Annotated in this window: 21 protein-coding genes; 10 read left to right on the top strand and 11 right to left on the bottom strand. The window is 67.6% G+C overall.

Translation table 11 applies throughout. The features are described from left to right. Window positions 1-19: 19 nt before the first annotated feature. Window positions 20-991 carry a TIM44-like domain-containing protein gene (locus tag ACFPOB_RS11695; protein WP_377798480.1) on the bottom strand — a complete coding sequence of 324 codons (972 nt, stop codon included), beginning with the start codon at window positions 989-991 and terminating at the stop codon, window positions 20-22. 248 nt (window positions 992-1,239) lie between these two features. On the opposite strand from ACFPOB_RS11695, the gene ACFPOB_RS11690 reads away from it, so the two are divergent. Then, entirely contained in the window at window positions 1,240-1,482 is a 243-nt protein-coding gene (locus ACFPOB_RS11690) for a hypothetical protein (RefSeq protein ID WP_377798478.1), read from the top strand. A 475-nt stretch (window positions 1,483-1,957) separates the two neighbouring features. On the opposite strand, the gene ACFPOB_RS11685 is transcribed toward ACFPOB_RS11690, so the two are convergent. The 3 genes from ACFPOB_RS11685 to ACFPOB_RS11675 all read right to left on the bottom strand — a co-directional run bounded on the left by ACFPOB_RS11685 (window position 1,958) and on the right by ACFPOB_RS11675 (window position 4,811). Continuing rightward, window positions 1,958-3,202, bottom strand: a complete 1,245-nt coding sequence (locus ACFPOB_RS11685) for an amidase (protein ID WP_377798476.1) — start codon at window positions 3,200-3,202, stop codon at window positions 1,958-1,960. A 131-nt stretch (window positions 3,203-3,333) separates the two neighbouring features. Continuing rightward, entirely contained in the window at window positions 3,334-4,113 is a 780-nt protein-coding gene (locus ACFPOB_RS11680) for an SDR family NAD(P)-dependent oxidoreductase (protein ID WP_377798474.1), read from the bottom strand. Beyond that, window positions 4,113-4,811 carry a hypothetical protein gene (locus ACFPOB_RS11675; RefSeq protein ID WP_377798472.1) on the bottom strand — a complete coding sequence of 233 codons (699 nt, stop codon included), beginning with the start codon at window positions 4,809-4,811 and terminating at the stop codon, window positions 4,113-4,115. The genes ACFPOB_RS11680 and ACFPOB_RS11675 overlap by 1 nt, the downstream gene beginning before the upstream one ends. A gap of 122 nt (window positions 4,812-4,933) precedes the next feature. On the opposite strand from ACFPOB_RS11675, the gene ACFPOB_RS11670 reads away from it, so the two are divergent. From ACFPOB_RS11670 to ACFPOB_RS11655, 4 genes are read left to right on the top strand one after another with little or no spacing between them, the layout of a single operon-like run. Further along, the gene (locus ACFPOB_RS11670; protein ID WP_377798470.1) at window positions 4,934-5,782 is read left to right on the top strand and encodes an IclR family transcriptional regulator; all 849 of its coding nucleotides are present in this window, start codon (window positions 4,934-4,936) and stop codon (window positions 5,780-5,782) included. After that, window positions 5,779-6,585 (top strand): ABC transporter permease, encoded by an 807-nt coding sequence (locus tag ACFPOB_RS11665; RefSeq protein WP_377798468.1) that lies wholly within the window; start codon window positions 5,779-5,781, stop codon window positions 6,583-6,585. Before ACFPOB_RS11670 ends, ACFPOB_RS11665 begins: the two co-directional genes overlap by 4 nt. A gap of 51 nt (window positions 6,586-6,636) precedes the next feature. Next, window positions 6,637-7,626 carry an ABC transporter substrate-binding protein gene (locus ACFPOB_RS11660; protein ID WP_377798466.1) on the top strand — a complete coding sequence of 330 codons (990 nt, stop codon included), beginning with the start codon at window positions 6,637-6,639 and terminating at the stop codon, window positions 7,624-7,626. Beyond that, on the top strand, window positions 7,623-8,405 hold the full coding sequence (locus ACFPOB_RS11655; RefSeq protein WP_377798464.1) for an ABC transporter ATP-binding protein: 783 nt from the start codon (window positions 7,623-7,625) through the stop codon (window positions 8,403-8,405). The genes ACFPOB_RS11660 and ACFPOB_RS11655 overlap by 4 nt, the downstream gene beginning before the upstream one ends. Window positions 8,406-8,529: 124 nt before the next feature. Here ACFPOB_RS11655 and ACFPOB_RS11650 read toward each other — a convergent pair whose 3' ends face one another. Then, entirely contained in the window at window positions 8,530-9,237 is a 708-nt protein-coding gene (locus tag ACFPOB_RS11650) for a glutathione S-transferase N-terminal domain-containing protein (protein WP_377798462.1), read from the bottom strand. Window positions 9,238-9,418: 181 nt separating this feature from the next. Between ACFPOB_RS11650 and ACFPOB_RS11645 the strand changes: the two genes are divergently transcribed. Next, complete coding sequence (locus tag ACFPOB_RS11645; protein ID WP_377798460.1) at window positions 9,419-9,823, top strand: DUF2306 domain-containing protein; 405 nt, start codon at window positions 9,419-9,421, stop codon at window positions 9,821-9,823. 118 nt (window positions 9,824-9,941) lie between these two features. Beyond that, entirely contained in the window at window positions 9,942-11,087 is a 1,146-nt protein-coding gene (locus ACFPOB_RS11640; protein ID WP_377798458.1) for an extensin-like domain-containing protein, read from the top strand. 9 nt (window positions 11,088-11,096) lie between these two features. On the opposite strand, the gene mepA is transcribed toward ACFPOB_RS11640, so the two are convergent. Next, the gene (gene mepA, locus ACFPOB_RS11635; RefSeq protein WP_377798456.1) at window positions 11,097-12,038 is read right to left on the bottom strand and encodes a penicillin-insensitive murein endopeptidase; all 942 of its coding nucleotides are present in this window, start codon (window positions 12,036-12,038) and stop codon (window positions 11,097-11,099) included. A gap of 148 nt (window positions 12,039-12,186) precedes the next feature. On the opposite strand from mepA, the gene ACFPOB_RS11630 reads away from it, so the two are divergent. Then, window positions 12,187-13,170, top strand: a complete 984-nt coding sequence (locus ACFPOB_RS11630; RefSeq protein ID WP_377798454.1) for a Bug family tripartite tricarboxylate transporter substrate binding protein — start codon at window positions 12,187-12,189, stop codon at window positions 13,168-13,170. Between the two features lie 94 nt (window positions 13,171-13,264). Next, the gene (locus ACFPOB_RS11625) at window positions 13,265-13,438 is read left to right on the top strand and encodes a DUF3309 family protein (RefSeq protein ID WP_092155107.1); all 174 of its coding nucleotides are present in this window, start codon (window positions 13,265-13,267) and stop codon (window positions 13,436-13,438) included. Between the two features lie 116 nt (window positions 13,439-13,554). On the opposite strand, the gene lhpI is transcribed toward ACFPOB_RS11625, so the two are convergent. Genes lhpI through sppA form a run of 4 tightly spaced genes read right to left on the bottom strand, consistent with a single transcriptional unit; the run spans window position 13,555 to window position 16,145 of the window. Further along, window positions 13,555-14,499, bottom strand: a complete 945-nt coding sequence (lhpI, locus tag ACFPOB_RS11620; RefSeq protein ID WP_377798452.1) for a bifunctional Delta(1)-pyrroline-2-carboxylate/Delta(1)-piperideine-2-carboxylate reductase — start codon at window positions 14,497-14,499, stop codon at window positions 13,555-13,557. 10 nt (window positions 14,500-14,509) lie between these two features. Further along, window positions 14,510-14,845, bottom strand: a complete 336-nt coding sequence (locus ACFPOB_RS11615) for a lipopolysaccharide assembly protein LapA domain-containing protein (RefSeq protein WP_092155111.1) — start codon at window positions 14,843-14,845, stop codon at window positions 14,510-14,512. Between the two features lie 18 nt (window positions 14,846-14,863). After that, the gene (gene ihfB / locus ACFPOB_RS11610; protein ID WP_092155113.1) at window positions 14,864-15,148 is read right to left on the bottom strand and encodes an integration host factor subunit beta; all 285 of its coding nucleotides are present in this window, start codon (window positions 15,146-15,148) and stop codon (window positions 14,864-14,866) included. 28 nt (window positions 15,149-15,176) lie between these two features. Continuing rightward, window positions 15,177-16,145, bottom strand: a complete 969-nt coding sequence (sppA, locus tag ACFPOB_RS11605; RefSeq protein ID WP_377798449.1) for a signal peptide peptidase SppA — start codon at window positions 16,143-16,145, stop codon at window positions 15,177-15,179. Window positions 16,146-16,309: 164 nt separating this feature from the next. Between sppA and ACFPOB_RS11600 the strand changes: the two genes are divergently transcribed. Beyond that, on the top strand, window positions 16,310-16,684 hold the full coding sequence (locus ACFPOB_RS11600) for a cupin domain-containing protein (RefSeq protein WP_377798447.1): 375 nt from the start codon (window positions 16,310-16,312) through the stop codon (window positions 16,682-16,684). A 6-nt stretch (window positions 16,685-16,690) separates the two neighbouring features. On the opposite strand, the gene ACFPOB_RS11595 is transcribed toward ACFPOB_RS11600, so the two are convergent. After that, entirely contained in the window at window positions 16,691-17,980 is a 1,290-nt protein-coding gene (locus ACFPOB_RS11595; protein WP_377798445.1) for an Hsp70 family protein, read from the bottom strand. Window positions 17,981-18,013: the final 33 nt, after the last annotated feature.

Below are 18,013 nucleotides of genomic sequence, written 5' to 3'. Positions count from 1 at the left end.
TTCGGGTGTCGTAACTGGCTTACTCGACCGGCTGGATCGCCGCGACCTTCCACTCGCCGCCGCGCGAACGGACGAAGGTCCAGTGCTCGGTGACCTCGCGCGGGATGGTGGCGTGGCCCTCGACGACCTTGCCGCCATTGCGCTCGACCATGGCAGTGAGCAGGCTGAAGCGCATCGCGACGGTGGCGTATTCGTAGCCGTCCTCGCGCCAGGATTCGGCGAGGTCGCCCTGCAGCAGCTTGACGTCGGCTGCCTTCTCGATCAGCCCGTTGCGGGCGTTCTCGGCGAACTCGTCCTCGAGCGCGCCGGAGATCTCCGGCGTGGTGATCTGGCGCAGGCGCGCGATGTTCTCATCGGAGATCGCGGACTGCACCTCGGCGAGCAGGCGCTCGAAGGTGCCGTAATCGGCGCTCTGCAGCTCGAACTCGACCGGCTTGACGGCAGCAGCCGCGGCAGCGCCGCCGCCAAGACCGCCCATGGCCGGAGCCGCCGGCTGCGGCTGATAGGCCTGACGGCCGAGCGGGCCACCGGCGCTGGCGAGCTGCGGCTCGCTACGGCGACGGAACAGGCGCAGCGCCAGCCAGATCAGGCCGCCGATCAGCGCGACCTGGAAGAGCAGGCCGAGCATCCCGGCGAGACCGCCGAAGCCGGCGCCTGAAAGCAGGCCAAACAGGCCGGCGCCGAGCAGACCTCCGGCGACGCCCATCATCAGGCTGCGTGCCATAGACGGGCGGGCAGCCTGTGCGGCGGCACCGGCCGCTGCTCCGGCAGCCGGCGTGGCGGCCGACGTGCCGGGGGTCTGAGCCTGGTTGCGCTGGAACGAAGAGCCGGGTGCGGTCGGCGTCGGCGCGACCTGCGATTGGCTGCGCGAGCCGCGGCTGCCCATGCTGCGGCCGCCCGGGGCGGCCTCGGCGATGATCGGCACCAGCAGAAGCGCGCCGGCGATAAGGGCGATTGCACGGCCACGACGGGCGAGCGAAATCAGTGACATGGTTCCTCCCGGAGCCGGGATCGGCTCACTGGAACCGAAATATGGTCGGGTCGTACAACTTTCGCAAGGTGGGGGTGGCCTTCAACCTTCGGCCGACGGGTCATGACAACATTGGGTTGCCGGCTTCACTATGCTATCGTTTCCGTCTCGTTACGCCGTCAGGCGAACGACAGGAGCGAGCCATGGTCCGACCCCCTCGGAGGCTATCCCGCTCTGGCACCGCGACATTGCTGTTGTCCGCGGTATCCATGACCATGTCTTTGCTGCTCATGTCGTCGGCGCCGGCGCAGGAACGGGCCATCGCCCTCGACAAGCCACGTCTGGCGCAGGCGCCCGAGCCCCTGTGCTTCTGCTGGAACGACGGCAAGAAGATCGCGGAAGGCAGCATGGCCTGCATCCGCACCACCCAGGGCCGGCGCCTCGCCACCTGCGGGCGTGTCATCAACATGATGTCCTGGGACGTGACCGAGAACCCCTGCCCGGAGAGCTGAGCCGGCAAGAAGCGGGGCCCCTCCCCGGAAAAGGAAAAGCGCCGCAGGGCCTCTCCCGCGACGCCTCCCAATTGGCTTGTGGTCTTTCGACTTGAGACTGACTTCCCCGTCAGAACGCTCCGATCACGATCGCCAGAACCAGCGCAAATGCCGCACCCATGGCCAACCGGTCGAGACTTAGCGTGAGGTTCATGTGAACCCTCCTTTGTCATTGACCTGACATGGAAGCTAGCAGAAACGGCGGCCGCCGCAAGTGGCTGCAGCGCCGCAGCCGGCGCCGCAGCAGAGAAGCGTTCTTAATCAGTGGTTAAAACATTGAACTGCTTTGTGGATAGTCCCCCACAAGACCTTCCTATCGGAAGCTTTTAGTATTTCCAGGTGCAGCATAAGTCCTTGCGGTCACAATCGCGCCGAAGTTGTTGCAGCGCAATATTGTCCCATGCGGAACGAGCGCCCAAGTCTCGCCGAGAAATCGTCATGCCGGCAGCAGGATCAGGCGCTCGAGCGCGCGCGCCACGGCGACAACGCGGGCGTCATCGCCGAAGCGGCCGACGAGCTGGAAGGAGACCGGCAGGCCGCGCGGACCGCGCATCAATGGCACGGTCAGGCAGGGCGTGCCGAGCAGGGTCCAGAGCCGGTTGAACTTGGAATCGCCGGTTGAGGCGAGGGTCTCGGGCGCTTCGCCCGGTGCAGCATAGGTCAGGATCAAATCGACCTCGCCGAACCAACGCTCGGCCGCATGCCGGCCGCGTCGAGCGGCGGCGCGCGCCACGTCATACTCTTCAGGCGTAGTGGCTCGGGCTTCGTCGAGATAGGCGCGCAGCTTCGGCGGCAAGTCGTCGCGGTGGTTGGCGTATTCCCAGGCGAGCGCCTGCGTCGCCTCCCAATTCTGCAGCGGGCCATGGGCATGGAAGGTTTCGGCGACCTCGGCCGGCGTCGCGATGTCCAGGACGGTCGCGCCGCCCTTACGGGCGAAATCGGCGATGCGCTGCAAGGCGCCCTCGCAGGACGGCTCGGGCCTGTCGGCGAATTCCTGCCGGCAGAGGCCAAGCCTCAGCCCGTCCAACGTGGCATCGGGCGCATCGAGATCAGGCCGGCCGGTCAAGGCGGCCAGGGCGAAGCCGAGATCGTCGGCGCTGGCGGCCATCAGGCCGAGCGTATCGAGCGACCAGGAGAAGGGCTTCACGCCGACCGTCGGCAGCAGCCCGTAGGACGGCTTGATCGCGGCAACGCCGCAATAGGCGGCCGGACGGATCACCGAGCCGCCGGTCTGGGTGCCGATGGCGAGCGGGACGAGACTGGCCGCCACAGCCGCGGCCGAACCGGCCGAGGAGCCGCCAGGGCTGGCCGAGGGGTCGTGCGGATTGCGGGTGGGAGCGGGGTCGAGGAAGGCGAAGGCGGTGGTCTGGGTCTTGCCGGCGATGGTCGCGCCGGCCGCCTTCAGCGCCATCACGATCGGCGCATCGGCCCTGGGCTGGTGGCCGTCATAGATCGACGAGCCCATGCCGGTCGGCAGGTCGGCGGTGTCGATGATGTCCTTGACCCCGACCGCGACGCCGGCGAGCGGCCCTGCGCTGGCCGCCAGGATCTTGGGACGAGCCGCGAAGGCGCGCAGGTCGGCATCCCGCTCGTCGATTCGCCGCTCGCTGTCGGCAAGGGCGGCCTGGGCCGACAGGGCGCCATTGGCGACGCGGCGGGCGATATCGCGAACCGAAAGCATGAAATTGTTCCTGGAATTTGCGCGGCCGGACCACCGTTACGCCATGCTGGCACAGGCCCGGCGTCGGAAGGAAGCCGGGAACGGGACCTTGCAGGCTTGATATGCAGCTGGCACGTCGCGGATCGCGCGGCTCAATAGGTCGCGCGGCCACCCGAAAGGTCGAATATGCCGCCGGTCGAGAAGGAGCAGTCGTCGCTGGACAGCCAGAGCACCAGCCGCGCCACCTCCTCCACCTCGACGAAACGCCCCATCGGAATGCGCGACAAGATGTCGGCGCGCCGCTCGGCCGAAATCTCCCTGGCCATGGCGGTCTCCGCGGCAGCGGGCGTCACCGCTGTGACGATGATGCCCTCCTTCGCCGTCTCCTTGGCGACGCTCTTGGTCAGCGCGATCAGTCCCGCCTTCGAGGCGGAATAGGCGGCCGCCATCGCCATACCCTCCTTACCCTGGATCGAGGCGATGTTCACGACATGGCCGCGCAAGGGATGGCCATCGGGCGAGCGTCGCGGCTCCTGGCGGAGCATGCGGCCGACCACGGCCCGCGTCACCAGATAGGCGCCGAACAGGTTGACCTGCAGCACGCGTTGAAAATTCTCCGGCATCGTCTCCCAGATCGGCCTGACCTCTCCGAGCACGCCGGCATTGTTGATCAGGATGTCGATGCGCCCATGAGCCACGACCGCAGCATCAGCAGCGGCCTCGACCGCATTGACGTCGCGGATGTCGAGCTGGCGCTGGGTCGCGCGGCGTCCGAGTTCGGCCACGGCCTGCGCGAGACCGGCCGCATCCTGGTCCCAGAGCTCGACGCCGGCGCCGGCTTCGATCAGCGCCCGGGCGATGCCTCGACCTAGCCCGCCGGCCCCGCCGGTAATGACCGCGTGCCGGCCGGACAGATGATGGCGCACGCTCATCAGCCGGGACTCCAGGCCGTCTTGGTCCGGGTGATCTGATGGCGGTAGAGGCCAAGCGAGAACGGCCCCTCGCCACCGAGCGCCTTCAGATTCTCGCCCGCGAGCTCCTGTTTGGCGAACGCGACGAACTCGGCCTCGTCACCCCACCCCTCGACCAGCAGTACCCAGCGGGGCACGGCATTGGCGACGCCGCGTGCCGCCTGCTCGGCAGTGGCAAGGCCGCTTGCCTGCGCATCCGCCGTCAAGAGATGCACGCCGGCGACGCCCCGCGCCGCCAGCAGGTCCGGCACCAGCCCGCGCAGCAGGGCCGCCCTATGGGCCGAGGCGATGTTGTCGGGCACATCGTAGCGCAAGGTTGCGATCAACCCACCCTGTGCCGGGCCGGTGGTGTGGGCGACACGGCAGATCGCGCGCGCCACCGAGCGGAAATGCTTCACCGCCGAGAAGGTCCAGGGCGTCGGCGCATTGACCCTGGCGGTATAGTCCTGACTCTTGAGCACCTCGACGGTCTGCGCCTCGTACAGATTGAAGAACTCGAGATCGGCGTCGATCGCGACATAGCGGCGCCCGCGCAGGAAGCCGGGGATTCCAACTCGCTCCGGCATGTGCTCCTCGCCATGCCAGGCGTAGAACTCCGCCCTGCCCTCCGGCGCGATGTCATGCCAGATCGCGACCGCCCCCTCGCCTGCCAGGCTCATCGTTCTCTCCACCTACTTACCCTGCGTGGCGCGTTGACTCGGCCTCGCCTCCTCTCTATACGAAAATGAAATCCAAATTGGAAATGATTTCCAATTCTAATTGAAACAAGGGGCGGGGACGGGTGACGATCGCGGCGGTCGAGCGGGCATTCAAGCTGCTGGAAGCGCTGGCCGACGAGGCCGACGGCGCCGACCTGACCGTGCTCGCCGAGCGGCTCGACCTGCCGGTCAGCGCCACGCACCGATTGCTCGCCACCCTCGCCGAGCGCGGATTCGTCACGCAGGACCCGCAATCGGGCGCCTATGGGTTGACCCTGAAGCTGTCGCAGCTCGCCTTCCGCAATCTCGACCTGCGCGGCCTGCCCGATGCCGGCCAGCTCGTGCTTGACGGGCTCGCCCGCGCTACCCGCGAATATTGCCGTCTCGCCGTGGTCGAGGGCGAGAGCCTAACCTGGATCGCCCGCGCGCAGGGCGCGACCGCCGGCCTGCGCTACGAGCCGCCGATGGGGATGGGCATCGTCCTGCACGCCACCGCGACCGGCAAAGCCTGGCTCGCCTCCCTCCCGGAAGCGGACGCATTGCGCATCGTCTGCGCCCGCGGCTTCGACGGCGAGGGGCGCACCGGCCCAAATGCACTCGGCGATGTCGATGCCTTGAGGCAGCATCTCGGCGAGACCCGCAGCCGCGGCTACGCGCTGGCGGTCGAGGAGGGTGAGATCGGCACCGTCGCGATGGCGACGACCTTCCGCGCCGAGCTCGATGCCGGCGCTCCGGTCGCCGGCACGCTCAGCGTCGCCGGGCCATTGCCACGCATGCACGAGGCGCGCCGCGGCGAGATCGCGGCAGCGCTCGCCACCGCCGCACGGGACATGGCGGCAATCTGGCCGCTGAGGCGGCGCCAGATCGGCGCCCTCCCCGCCGTTTCGACAGAGGCGGCCCTGCGCGTGCTGCCGACAGAGACCTCAGCATGAGCAGCGATACCGCACCCGCCACGGCCACGCCGCAGGCCACCGGCAAGGCAGCCGCCTGGGCCTCGGCCATCGCCTGGCCGCTGGCGAGCTTCGCAGTGCTGCTGATCGCCTGGCAGTTGCTCGTGCCAATGGCGGGCATACCGGAATACATCCTGCCGGTGCCGAGCGCCTTCTTCGAGCGGCTCTGGATCGACCGCGTCGACATCTTCCGGCACACGCTGGTGACGGCGAACGAGATCGTGCTCGGCTTCCTGATGGCGGCGGTGATCTCGATCCCGCTCGGCTACATCATCGTCTCGGTGAAGCTGCTGGAGAAGGCGGTCTATCCGGTGATCGTCTTCTTCCAGCTCGTGCCGAAGATCGCGATCGCGCCGCTCTTCGTCGTCTGGTTCGGCTTCGGCCTGTTCCCGAAGGTGCTGCTGACCTTTCTGCTCTGCTTCTTCCCGACGTTGGTCGCGAGCATGACGGGCTTTCGGGCGCTGGACGAGCGCGTGCTGTATCTGACGCGCTCGATGGGCGCCTCGGCCTGGCAGACCTTCCGCTATGTCCGGGTGCCGGCGGCGCTGACCTATATCTTCTCCGGCCTCAAGGTCTCGGCCGTATTCGCTGCGACGGGCGCGATCGTCGGCGAATTCGTCGGCGCCAATGCCGGCCTCGGCTATCTGCTGCTGCGCGGCACGAGCTTCCTCGACATGCCGCTGATCTTCGCCTGCCTGGTGGCGCTCTCCGCCGTCGGCATCCTGTTCAGCTATCTCGTCGACTGGCTCGAAATGCTGCTGATGCCCTGGCAACGCAAAGGCTGATCCGATCGCGATCTCGCCGGAGCCAACCGGCACCATAGGGAGGATAGACCGATGAAACGCAGGACCTTGCTGACCACCGCCGCCATCCTCGCCCTGAGCAGCGGCATGGCTTTCGCCCAGACCGGCAAGCCGATGAAGATCACGCTGAACTTCCTCGCCGCGGCGCCCAATGCCGGCTTCATGATGGCCAAGCAAATGGGGCTCTACGAGAAGGCCGGCATCAACCTGACGATCGAGGAAGGCAAGGGCTCGGGCACGACCGCGCAGATGGTCGCGACCGGGCAGACCGATGTTGGCTTCGCCGATGCACCGGCCGCGATGCAATTGCGGACCAAGGGCGCGCCGGTGAAGATCGTCGCGCCCGTGCTCCAGACCAACGGCTTCGCCATCATCGCGCTGGAAGAGAGCGGCATCGCCTCGCCCAAGGATCTCGTCGGCAAGAAGCTCGCGGTCCAGCCCGGCACGGCGCAGACCATTCTGCTCGACGCCATCCTCGCTTCCAACCAGATCGACAAGAGCAAGGTCGACATCATCAACATCGATCCCGGCGCCTTCGTCGGCGCGCTGCTGGAGAAGAAGGTCGACGCCATCCTCGGCGGCGCCGACTTCCACTCGGTGCAGATCCGCGAGCGCGGCTTCAAGGTCCGCGATCTCTTCTATCGCGATGTCGGCGTGCCGACGGTCGGGCTCTCGATCATCGCCCGTGACGACAAGATCAAGGCCGATGCCGAGCTCTACAAGAAGTTCATCGAGGCGAGCCTGCAGGGCTGGGACGCCGCCCGCAAGAACCCGGACGCCGCCGCCGACGCCGTCGTCGCGCAATTCCCCTCGGTGAAGAAGGCGCAGGTGCTGGCCCAGTTCGACGTGGTCAACAAGCTGCTCTGCGCCCCCGGCGCGACCGCGCTCGGCAAGGTGCCGGAGAAGAACTGGAACGTGAGCTTCGACCTGCTGACGCAGTATCTCGGCCTGCCCAAGGACAAGCCGATCAGTGACTACTACACGACCGAGCTGCTCCCGGCCTCGGCGCCGGCCTGCTCGTGAGCACGACGGCCGCCAACGCCGCCGCTTCGATCGAGGGGCGCGGCATCGTCAAGACCTTCGGCGGCTTCACGGCCGTCGACGGCCTGACGCTCGACATCAGGAGCGGCGAGTTCGTCAGCCTGATCGGCCCCTCAGGCTGCGGCAAGAGCACCTTCATGCTGATGGCGGCCGGGCTGATCCCGACCAGCGGTGGCGAGCTTCTGGTCAACGGCAAACCGCTGACCGAGCCGCTGACCGATATCGGCATCGTCTTCCAGGACCACCTGCTGCTGGAATTCCGGACGGCACTCGAAAACGTCATGCTGCAGGCGGAAATCCGCGGCCTGCCGCTGGTGCCGGCCAAGGAACGGGCGCTCGAACTCTTCGGCAAGCTCGGCATCAGCCATGCCGCCGACCGCTATCCCAAGCAGCTCTCCGGCGGCATGCGCCAGCGCGTCTCGATCGCCCGCGCGCTGATCCACAACCCCTCGGTGCTGATGATGGACGAGCCCTTCGGCGCGCTCGACGCGATCACGCGCACGCAGATCCGGCACGATCTCGAAATGCTCTGGCTGGAGACCGCCAAGACCGTCGTCTTCATCACCCATTCGATCGAGGAGGCGATCGGCCTGTCCGACCGGGTGCTGGTGATGTCGCCGACGCCGGGCCGGGTCGTCGACGAGATCAGGATCGAGTTGCCGCGGCCGCGCCCGGCCCATCTCGGCGACTATCCAAGCTTCAACACCTATGCCGACCGCATCCACGACGCGTTCCGGCGGTTCGGGGTGATCAAGTATTGAAGAGCGTCATTCTCGGGCGCAGCGAAGCACAGGCCCGAGAATCACTTGCAGAAGACGGCGCTGGCCGGAGCCCCCTCCGGCCTGAGATGCACGGGGCAAGCCCGACCATGACGGTAGCGCCTCCTCAACCCGGCCGCTTCGGGATCTCCAGCCCGCGCTGCACGGCCGGACGAGCCAGGCCGCGCTCCAGCCATTTCGGCACCAGCTTGAGCTTGTCGTATTCGACCAGCTCGCCGGCACCATAGAAGCCGACGAGATTGCGGACCCAGCCCAGCGTCGCGATGTCGGCGATGGTGTAGTCGTCGCCCATGATCCAGTCGCGGCCGGCGAGCCTGGTCTCGAGCACGCCGAGCAGGCGCTTGCTTTCATTGGCGTAGCGGTCGCGCGGGCGCTTGTCCTCGTATTCGCGGCCGGCGAATTTATGGAAGAAGCCGAGCTGGCCGAACATCGGGCCGATCGCCGCCATCTGGAAGAAAACCCACTGCAGGGTCTCGTAGCGGCGGGCCGGATCGGTGGGCAGGAACTTGCCGGCCTTGTCGGCGAGATAGACCAGGATCGCGCCCGATTCGAACAGGCCGAAGGGCTTGCCGCCGGGGCCGTTGGGATCGATGATCGCCGGGATCTTGCCGTTCGGGTTGAGCGCGAGATATTCCGGGATCCAGGTCTCGTTCTTGCCGATGTCGATCAAGTGCGGCTCATAGGGGATGCCGGTCTCCTCCAGCATGATCGAGACCTTCACGCCGTTGGGCGTCGGCAAGGAATAGAGCTGCAGGCGGTCGGGATGCTGGGCCGGCCAGCGCTGCGTGATTGGAAAGGCAGAGAGATCTGACATCTAGGGGGTATCCTCGGATGGCGGGGCGCCAGCGGCGAAGAGCATGGCGTTGCGGCGTAACTTGGAGTGGCCCCCTCAGCGGCGCAACCAGGCCGAGCTTGCGCAAACGCCAACCGGCTTACGCAGGATTCACATCTCGACGCTATGCTCGGCATCGTTGTCACCCCGCGAGGACATCGCGATGACGCTCGCCCCTCTGCTTGCCGCGCCGACCGTCATGCAGCTCCATGCCCTGGCGGCGCTGGTCTCGCTGGCGGCGGGCCTCACCGTGCTTTTCCTGCGCAAGGGCACGCCACGCCACCGCCTCATCGGCTGGATCTTCGTGGTCGCGATGACGGTGACGGCGATCAGCTCGGCCTTCATCACCAGCAACGGGCACTACAGCGCGATCCACCTGCTGAGCGTCCTGACGATCGTGACCCTGCCCCGTGCCATCATCATGCGCCGACGCGGCAACATCGCCGGCCATCGCGCCGCGATGCTCTGGCTCTTCGCCGGGCTCGCCCTGGCCGGCGCCTTCACGCTGATGCCGGGGCGCATGATGAACAAGGTCGTTTTCGGCCAGGCGACGGCGGCAGCGCGTTAACGCCCGCCATGGTGCTTTAACCACCGCTTAACGCCATCGGCAAAGTTAATCCGCCCGTGGCTTCCGGGACGCAGCCGGTCAACAAACCGTTCACCCAACGCCTCGCATTTGATTGGTCATGCGTCGCGTTCACCTCGCCCTCATCGCGCTCGGCGTCATTGGCGTCGGCATTGCCGGCTGCGGCAAGTTCCAGAAGCCGCAGCGCGCCGCCTGGCGTGACCAGGCCGAAGCCCAGTGCCTGGCCTCGCGCCAGGTGCAGCTCTCGGCCTATGTCAGCCTGCGCGAGAAGGCGATCGACGGGCCGGGCACCTGCGGCATGGAGAAACCGCTGCGCGTCGCCGCCTTCGCCAATGGCAGCGTCGCCCTGACCAGCAATGCGACGCTCGCCTGCCCGATCGTCGCGACCACCGACAAGTGGTTCACCGACGTGGTGCAACCGGCGGCGATGAACGTGCTCGGCGCGCAGGTAATCGAGATCCGCGCCGGCTCCTATTCCTGCCGCGCCATGAACAACGGCACCGGCACGAGCCGCACCTCCGAGCACGCCTTCGGCAACGCCGTCGACGTGTTTTCCTTCCGGCTGAACGACAACCGCGTCGTCACCGTCAAGGATGGCTGGCGCGGCGCGCCGGAGGAACAAGCGTTCCTGCGCGAAATCTTCGTCGGCGCCTGCGAGCATTTCTCGACGGTGCTCGGTCCCGGTGCCGATGCCTTCCACTACGACCATTTCCACATCGACCTGGCGCGCCATTCAAAGGGCCGGCGCATTTGCAAGCCGGTGATCAAGTACGAGCCCAACTACAACCTGCCGCCGCCCGATCCGGCGCGGCCGAACAGCATGGCGCTGCAGCAGCATGAGCCGTCGATGCGCCAAGGCCTACCGCCGCCGATGGTGGCGGGCGCCTCGGGCGGCCTGCTGCGCCAGCCGAGCGGCGGCCTGCGCCCGCCCGGCGCGGTCGACAGCGGCTACTCCGTCGCCCATCGCTCCGGCCAAAGCGGGCTCGACGGCCAGCGGCGCTATCTCGAAGAGGCGCCGCAAGCGAGCCCACGCTACCAGCCGCAGCCGGCGCCGAGCGAGATGCGCGGGCCGCTGCAACTGCCGGGCTCGGTGCCGCCGACCGAAGAGCTGATCGTCGGCGACGACGAGGGCAACGGCATCATCGACGAAGCCCAACCGGCCGATAGCGAGCCGCCTATCAACCCGCGCAACGACCCGTTCGCCTACCGGCCGCAGGGGCAGCAGACTGGATCGTTGCGGCGGTAAGGTCGCCGGCTACCGCGACACCAGCACCTGCCGGCACTCGGCCGGAAGTGCGTCGAGAGACATCGGCGGCTTCGGTTTCGGCTTCGGGCCGGGCTTCGGCTTGGGCGGGTTGAAGATCGCCTGATGCTGACGCTCGATCCAGCCGGAGAGCTCCTCGCCGCAACCGTCGCCGAAATTGGGCGGCTCCTGGCCGCTGCAGCCCTCGACGCCGGGCGGGCAGCTCATCCTGATGTGGAAATGGTAGTTGTGCCCCCACATCGGCCTGACCTTGCTGAGCCAGCTCCTATCCGAGCCGGCCTCGCGGCAAAGCGCGACCTTGAGGGCCGGATTGACGAAGATGCGCTCGACGCGCGGCTCGCTCGCCGCCGCCCTGATCAGGCGAGTATGGGCCGGCGTCCAGTTCTTCGGGTCGACATCGCGCCAGTCGGAGCGGGCCATGTTGGTCGCCGCCATGTTCTCGCGATCGTCGCTGTCGAGGCGCTTGCGCGGCATAGGCGTCAGCCAGATGTCGGCGTCGAGGCCGATCTGGTGCGAAGCATGACCGGTCAGCATCGGTCCCCCGCGGACCTGCGAGATGTCGCCAACCAGCAGCCCGGACCAGCCGGTGATCTTCGGCACCTCGCGGGCGAAGCGCTCGAGGAAGGAGATCAGCTCGGGATGGCCCCAGTTGCGGTTGCGGGCAAGGCGCATGACCTGCCAGTTCTCGCCATCGACCGGCAGGGCGGTCGCGCCAGCAAGACAACCGCGGGCATAGGAGCCGATGGCGCGCGCCTTCATGGCCGCAGGCGTGGTCTTCTGGCCGAACAGGGCGCGCGCCGCATCGGGATAGGCGGCGATGTTGGCGGCACGCGCCTTGGCCTCCGCTTCTGCGGTGGACTGAGCGTGCGCAGCGCCGGTGGCGACCAGCAACGGCAGGAGAATCAGCGGGGTGAAGCGGCGAAGCAACTGCATGGCGGCAGAATCGCAGTCCGCTCACCCCGCGGTCAAGCCGCCGAGCTATCAATCGGCTGGACAGGGCGTGCGGGAGCCGGCAGCGTCGGCGCGCCGAAGAACGGGCGGCAAGCCCGCCGGCCAACGCTTCTGGAGGAGATGACCGACGATGAGCCGTTTTTCACTCGACCGCCGCGCGCTGCTCGGGGGCCTCGGCGCCTCGCTCGCCCTGCCAGCATCCGGGTTCGCGCAAGGCGCCTGGCCGCAGGGGCGCGCGCCGAAATTGGTCGTGCCGTTCACGCCCGGCGGCGCCACCGATATCCTCGGACGGCTGGTCGCCGACAAGGTCGGCCAGGCGCTCGGCGCGACCTTCGTGGTCGAGAACCGCGCCGGCGCCGGCGGCAATATCGGCGTCGAGGCTGTGGCCCGGGCGGAGCCGAACGGCGACACGCTGCTGATCGTCTCGGTCGGCCTCGTCGCCAATCCGGCGCTCTATGCCAAGGTCAACTACGACCCGCTGACCGACTTCGCCCCGATCACCATGGTCGCGCTGGTGCCGAACCTGCTCGTCGTCAGCCCGACCTTGAAGGTCAAGGACACCGCCGAGCTGATCGCCTATGGCAAGGCCAATCCAGGCAAGCTGACCTATGCCTCCTCCGGCGTCGGCACCTCGATCCACCTCGCCGGCGAGCTCTTCCAAAAGCTGACCGGGATCAAGATGGTGCATGTGCCCTATCGCGGCTCGGCCCAGGCGATGCAGGATCTGATCGGCGGGCGCGTCGACCTGATGTTCGACAATATCACCGCGGCACTGCCACAGGTCCGTGCGGGGACCGTGCGCGGCTTCGGCGTCACCACGGCACAGCGCGCGCCGACCGCTTCCGAATTCGCGCCGATCAACGATCTCGTACCGGGCTTCGACGTCTCCTCCTGGTTCGCCCTGTTCGCGCCGGCGAAGACGCCGCAGGCGATCATCGACCGGCTCCAGTCCGAGACCAAGGCCGCGATCGCCGACCCCGTGGTGCGCGGCAAGATGGACCAGCTCGCGGCCCAGCCGGTCGGCAACATGCCGGCGGAGCTCGCAGCCTTCGTTCGCGCCGAGCAGACGAAATGGGTCGGCCTGATCCGCGAGGTCGGCATCAAGGCGGAGTGACCTTCCGGGAACCTACGGTTCGCGCCCGACGTTCTCCAAAAGCCCGCCCGCCGATCGGCGAGGACGCGGGCGGACGGAAGAAGGGGCGCGAGCCATGTCCACCCTCCTCATCATCATCCTGCTCATCATCCTGCTCGGTGGCGGCGGATATTACGGCCATCGCAGCTATGGCGGCGCCGGCCTCGGCGGCGTCGTCGGCCTCGTGCTGGTCATCGTGATCGTGCTGTGGCTGCTCGGAGCGCTCGGCGGCCCGGCCGTCAGGGTCTGAGCCCTCACCGTCATTGCGAGCAAAGCGAAGCAATCCAGATCGCAGAGCGCTGCCGCTCCAGGATTGCTTCGTTGCTGACGCTCCTCGCGATGACAAGGGAGCGGCTCGCACCACCGTCAGTTCGCGAGCTTCCAGACCAGCATGGCGGCAGCGAGATCCTCGAGCGCGGTGCCGACCGATTTGAACAGGGTCACATCATCGCGCTCGACCGCAGGGTCATACTCCCCACGGCAGAGGCCGGCCAGCGTGCCCGAGACCTGCTCGGCCGTATAAGTACCCGCCTTGATCGCGACGGCGACATCGCCGCCCTCGTGCAGCGCCGCCTCAGTATCGACGAAGACATGGGCGCGCTGCAGCGCTTCGTCATCGGCCTCGCGCATCGACAGGTTGAAGGCCCCGACCAGGTCGAGATGAGCGGTGCGCTTGAGCCAACGGCCATGGATCAGCGGCTCGCGCGACAGCGTGGCGCAAGAGATCAGATCGGCCTGGCGCGCCTCGGCTTCGAGGTTCTCGGCGACGCGCACTTCGATGCCCTCGCGCGCCAATTCGGCGACCACCTCGGCCGCAGCCTCGGGGCGGCGCGCCCAGATCGCGACGTCCTCGAAATTGCGGACGCTGCGATGCGCCTTGACCAGGAAGGTCGAGAGCGCACCGGCGCCGACCATCAGCATCCGCTTGCAATCCGGGCGCTCCAGCATGCGTGAGGCGAGTGCCGAAGCCGCCGCGGTGCGCCACAGCGTCAGGCGCGCACCATCGAGTGCCGCCAGCGGCGCGCCGCTCGCTCCGTCCATCAGCAGATAGCTCCCCATCACGCTCGGCAGGCTGGCCGTGGCGTTGCCAGGGAACACCGTGACGACCTTGGTGCCGAGGAAAGCGGGCTTTTCCTCCGGCGCGGTCCAGGCCGGCATCAGCAGGAGGGTCGCGGCGGCATCGGGCCGCTCGATCTCATGGTGATGGCGCACAGGCGTGACGATGTCGCCGCGGAAGGCGTCGGCAAGCGCATCGATCAGCGCGGGGAAGGTGAGCAGGCCGTCGATCTCGGCGGCGGAGAAGAAGCGCATGGTCGTGGGGTCAGACGCGGTTGGTCAGGGCGGGCAGTGCCGAATCCGGCACGGCGGCGCGCAGCGACTGCGCCTCGCTGCGCAGCTTGTCGGCCTCGCGGCGGTTGACCCGCGCGGCCTTGCGATGCTTGCCCTGTGCCAGCCAGGAGGCGAAGCCGCCGATCAGGATGCCGAGCGCGATAGCTGCGAGGATCACGGCGAAGAGCGGCAGGTCGAGCGCGAGCGCCGGGGCATCGCGGCTGATCGGATCGAGCGAGACCCGGACAGGAGCGCGGTTCGCCACCGAGAACAGCACCACGATCAGCGCGACCGGGACGAGCACCAGCGCCTTGAAAAAAGCCTTCATCCCGCTCCTCCGGCCTGCTCAGGCCTTGCCGTTCAGCCGCATGCGCAGCTCCTTGCCAGTCTTGAAGACTGGTACGAACTTCTGCTCGACCTTGACGGAATCGCCGGTGCGCGGATTGCGGCCGACGCGGGCAGCGCGCTCCTTCGTCGAGAAAGCGCCGAAGCCGCGCAATTCGACACGATCGCCGCGCGCCAGCGCCTTGACGACTTCATCGAGGATCGAGCCGACGATGTTCTCGATATCCCGCTGATAGAGGTGGGTGTTGCGCTCGGCGATGCGCTGGACGAGCTCTGATTTTATCATGGGTCCAATATAACCGCTTGTAACATCGTCACTTTTCGACGGCAGGCTGCCAGAGCGCCAAGGGCGCGTCAAGCCGGAGCCCGACCGGGACTTCGGCCGCGCGCGCGAGCAGCGCCGCGAGCGGCTCCAGGCCGGCGGCGCGCGCCATCGCCTCGCCCGCGCTCCACAGGCCGTAGGACGAGGATTCGCTACGGCGGCGCCAGTCGCGCACCGGCAGATCCTTGCCGACGCCCTTCTCGCGTTCGAGCCAGGCGATCGCCTCCGGCTCGCCGCCGACCTCATCGATGAGCTTGAGCGTGACGGCCTGGCGGCCTGAATGGACGCGCCCGTCGGCGACCTTGGCGACCTCGGCATCGGCGAGCTTGCGCCGCTCGCCGACCAGCCGCTTGAACCAGTCGTAATTGTCGGCGATGACGCGTGCCGTCTCGGCGGCAGCTTCAGGCGAAGTCGGCTCCAGACCACTCGGGGCGGCCTTGAGCGGGCTGGAGCGGGTGATCTCGAACTTGACGCCGATCGTGTCGAGCAGCCTGGAGACATTAGGGATCTGGGCGATCACGCCGATCGAGCCGACCGGCGAGGTCTGGCGCGCGACGATGCGCTCGCTACCGAGGGCGACGATGTAGCCGCCGGACGCTGCAACCCCGTCGACCACCGCGACGACCGGCTTCTTCGCGGCCAGCCGGCGGATCGCGTCGTACAGGGCCTCCGAGCCGGTCACCGTTCCGCCGGGGCTGTCGATGCTGAGCAGCACGGCGCTGGCGCGGCTGTTCTCCAGCGACTTGATCAGGTCGAGCGTGCGGCGATCGCCGGAGATGAAGCCGGAAATGGTGACGCGGGCGATATGGGCCTGGGCCGTGCTGCCCGGCAGGCGCCCGCTCCAGGCCAGGGCCCCGGCGACGAGCATCACGACGACACCGCCGAGCGCGAGCAGCCGCCAGAGCGACAGTTTGCGCCGCAGGCTGCGACGATCGGCGAGCAGATCGGCATCGGACGACATGTCGGCGGCTCCGGTTAGCAGGGCCTGTGATGTAGCCCCGTGGTACCCGACGGGCAAGGCGGCAGTTGTCGCGCCGATGACCGAAACAGGCGTTGCACGATCGTTCAAGACCTGGCGATGCCCGGCACCGAAGATGCCGATATCTTGATCGGAGCCCTACCCAAATGCCGCAAAACACCTATCGCGCCATCAACTTCGCCGAAAAGCTCGGCCAAATTCACGAGCACTGGCAGCCGCGCGTCATGGCCGAGCTCAACGATTATCAGATCAAGATCGTCAGGATCGAAGGCGACTTCATCTGGCACGACCATCCCGAGACCGACGAAGCCTTCCTCGTCATCGAAGGCTCGCTGCGGATCGACTTCCGTGACGGTTCGGTCATCGTCGGCCCAGGCGAGATGTTCGTCGTGCCCAAGGGCAAGGAGCACAAGCCCTTCGCAGAGAAGGAGGTCAGCATGCTGCTGATCGAGCCGCGCGGCACGCTCAACACCGGCCATGAGGGCGGGGCGCGGACGGCGCAGAATGATGTGTGGGTCTGAGCGGCCTTAAGCCGCGGCCAGCGCTCGCTGGCGATCGAGCGCGAGCAAAGCAAGCCCGCTCGCCACCGAGCGGAAGGCGTCGCCGATATGGATGCGCTGCGGGCTGAAACGGCGGTCGAACAAGGCGCGCACCGCCGGCACATAGGAGGTGCCGCCGGTCATGAACACCGCCTCGATCTTGTTGCCGGCGACCCCGGCGGCAGCCAGAGCCTCGTCGAGCGCGCCCTCGATCGCGGCCACATCGTCGGCGATCCAGCGATCGAACATCGTCCGCGTCACAGTCCGGTCGATGCGCACCCCCATCTGATCGAAACTGAGCTGCGCCTCCTCCTGCGATGAGAGCGCGATCTTGGTCGCCGAGACGGCGCGGTAGAGCTCATAGCCAAGATCGTATTCGATCACCGTCATCAGGTCCTCGAGCCGCTCGGGCTCGACCGCGTCGCGGATCAGCGCCTTGAGCTCGGTCATGGTCTCCCTGCTCTTCATCAGCGAAAGCCGGTGCCATTGCGCGAAGGCGGCGTGATAATGCGCCGGGATCGGCAGGCGCTTGCCAAAGGAGAGATAGTCCGAGCCCTTGCCGAGCAGCGGCGAGACCGCATGCTCGATGATGCGGTAGTCGAACGTGTCGCCGGCGACGCCGACACCGGCATGGGAGAGCGGAACGGCCTGCAAGGTCCCGTTGCTACCGGGCTCGAAGCGCATCACCGAGAAGTCGCTGGTGCCGCCGCCGAAATCGGCGACCAGCATGGTCTGCGGCGTCTTCAGCTCGCGGGCGTACCAATAGGCGGCGCCGAGCGGCTCATAGGCGAAGTCGACCTTGCTCATTCCGGCCTTGCCATAGGCGACCGAGAGACGCGTCAAAGCGAGTTCTTCATCCGGCCGATCGCCGGCGAAGACGACGGGGCGGCCGGAGAGGACGGCGCGCTCGCCGAGATCGTCCAGCCCGGCGGAGAGGTCGCTCAGGAAGACCGCGATCAGGTCCTCCAGGCGGAAGAGCTTGCCGAACAGGCGCGTCTCCTGGAAGGCGCGGCTCGACAGATGCGTCTTCAACGATTGCAGGAAACGGTGCTCGGTGGTCATGCCGAGCGCCATATCGAGCGCGTCGGGGCCGCTGACATGGGCGACATGGGTGTTGGGCGGGCGGCCCTCGCGCCAGAACATCAGGGCCGAGCGATAGGCGTCGACGGCGCCCTGCTTCGTCGCGAAGCTGCGGGTCGTCACCGAGCCGTCGGGACGTGCGAGCGCGACCACGCTGTTGGTCGTGCCGAAATCGATCCCGATCGCTGCGTCGTTCATGCTCGCCTCCTTCAGCCGAAACAAAAGCCCGCG

Origin of the sequence: Allobosea eneae, assembly GCF_042657265.1 — a bacterium.
GTDB classification, from domain to species: Bacteria; Pseudomonadota; Alphaproteobacteria; order Rhizobiales; family Beijerinckiaceae; genus Allobosea; species Allobosea eneae.
This window is presented reverse-complemented; position numbering and strand designations above follow the sequence as displayed.